The organism is Acetatifactor sp. (assembly GCF_982438285.1).
Genome location: NZ_CEWDFQ010000484.1, coordinates 1 through 1778, shown reverse-complemented (window position 1 = coordinate 1778; position 1778 = coordinate 1). Strand labels below are relative to the sequence as shown.

The following is a 1778-nucleotide window of genomic DNA, read 5'->3' as shown; positions in this document are numbered from 1 at the left end:
TTTGGAAGATTTATTCTTAGGACAAATAGACATCGTTACACCTCCTTATTCGCGTTGAAGATATCTTTTATTACTGCCATACGGGGGTCAGGGACAAAAGTATCGCATCCGCATTCCCTCAGGTTCCGATTCTGTCCGCATACAGGGCAGACACCCTTGCAGTCCTCCTTACACAGAATCTTCGTAGGCCAGTTTACTAAAATTTCATCGTACACAAAAGTCTCTGTATTCAGCTGATAACCTTCCATAAAATCAGGAATGTCATCCGCTTCCTCCTCTGTACTGCCCTCAGGAGAAGTGACCACTCTGTCAAACTTCAAATCCAGCACCACGGGTACTTCCGCAAGGCATCTGTCACATCCGGCCTTCAGGACAAGTCTCACGCCGCCCTCCACCTTCGCCTTATTCACACCGTCATTGGTAAAGGTGAACACCGCAGGCGTTTTCTCTACAATGGGGAAATCGCCCAGCCTGCTTTGAAAGCTCTGCAGCTCAACAGGCGCCTCCACTGTCTCCTTACTGCCCTCGGATGAAAACACTTCAGATAAATTAATGAACATATCCGACTCCTATGCAACTGTCCAGCGGAACCATTTCCGCCAGCGTGTTTTTTACACACTGGTTAATTATACCCGGCAGGTATCGGTTTGTCAATCATTTTATGGAAAATTTTTGTCTGCTGCCTCCAGCACCGCCTCCTTCATGTTCTGTACATATTCCCTGATCTTTGGTCCCGCTTCTTTTTTGTACTGTGCAATGATTTTTACAATGGCGCTCCCCACAATGGCCCCGTCGGATACCTCAGCCATCTGCCTGGCCTGCCTGGGAGTGCTGATGCCAAAGCCAATGGCACAGGGCGTCTTGGTGGCCTGACGGATGTTCTGGACAATGGATGACAAATCCGTGCCGATCTCGCTTCTTACTCCAGTGACGCCCATGGAGGAAACCACATACAAAAACCCTTCCGCCTCCCTTGCAATCATCTGAATACGGCTGGCCGAGGTGGGCGCAATCATGGAAATAAGGCAGACATTGTGGGCCGCCGCAATTTCCGCCACTTCTCCTTTTTCCTCATAGGGCAGGTCCGGAATGATGATGCCGTCCACGGAAAGCTCCTGACAGCGGGAAAAGAATCTTTCATAGCCGTAGTGAAAAACTGGATTCAAATAGGTCATAAAGGCCAACGGTATCTGGGATTGTCTGCGCACCCGCTCTACAATCTCAAACACGCCGTCCGTGGTCATTTTGTTTTTCAGTGCCCTGAGATTGGCCTCCTGAATCACAACTCCCTCTGCGGTGGGGTCGGAAAAGGGAATCCCGATCTCAATTAAGTCTGCCCCCCCTTTTTCCATTTCCAGAATAAACTCTACGGTGCTGTCTGCGTCCGGGTCTCCTGCCGTCAAAAAAGCGATGAACGCTTTATTCTCAAAGGCCTTTTTTATTTTGTTCTCCTGATTAATCATGGATATCCACCCCCCTGTATCTTGCAATAGCCGCCACATCCTTGTCTCCCCGTCCCGACACGCAGACAATGATGCTTTCATCCGGCCCGTAGTTTTTGGCAATCTTTCTCACCTGCGCAACGGCGTGGGCGCTTTCCACCGCACATATGATGCCTTCCGTTCTGGCAATGTACTCAAAGGCGTCCACCGCCTCCTCGTCGGTAACGGGAACATAGGAGGCTCTCCCTGTGTCATGCAAAAAAGCATGCTCCGGCCCGATTCCCGGATAGTCAAGGCCTGCGGAAATAGAGTAGACCGGTGCGATCTGTCCCTGGG

At 50.5% G+C, this 1778-nt stretch carries 2 protein-coding genes and 1 pseudogene; all 3 read right to left on the bottom strand.

Annotated features, from left to right (window positions below):
• Window positions 1-35: 35 nt before the first annotated feature.
• Window positions 36-560 (bottom strand): YceD family protein, encoded by a 525-nt coding sequence (locus AC1WIP_RS15510; protein WP_318704119.1) that lies wholly within the window; start codon window positions 558-560, stop codon window positions 36-38.
• A gap of 99 nt (window positions 561-659) precedes the next feature.
• Window positions 660-1463, bottom strand: a complete 804-nt coding sequence (gene trpA / locus AC1WIP_RS15505) for a tryptophan synthase subunit alpha (RefSeq protein ID WP_481142674.1) — start codon at window positions 1461-1463, stop codon at window positions 660-662.
• Window positions 1456-1778, bottom strand: a pseudogene (locus AC1WIP_RS15500) (tryptophan synthase subunit beta); the annotation flags it as partial. The pseudogene AC1WIP_RS15500 and the gene trpA, both read right to left, overlap by 8 nt.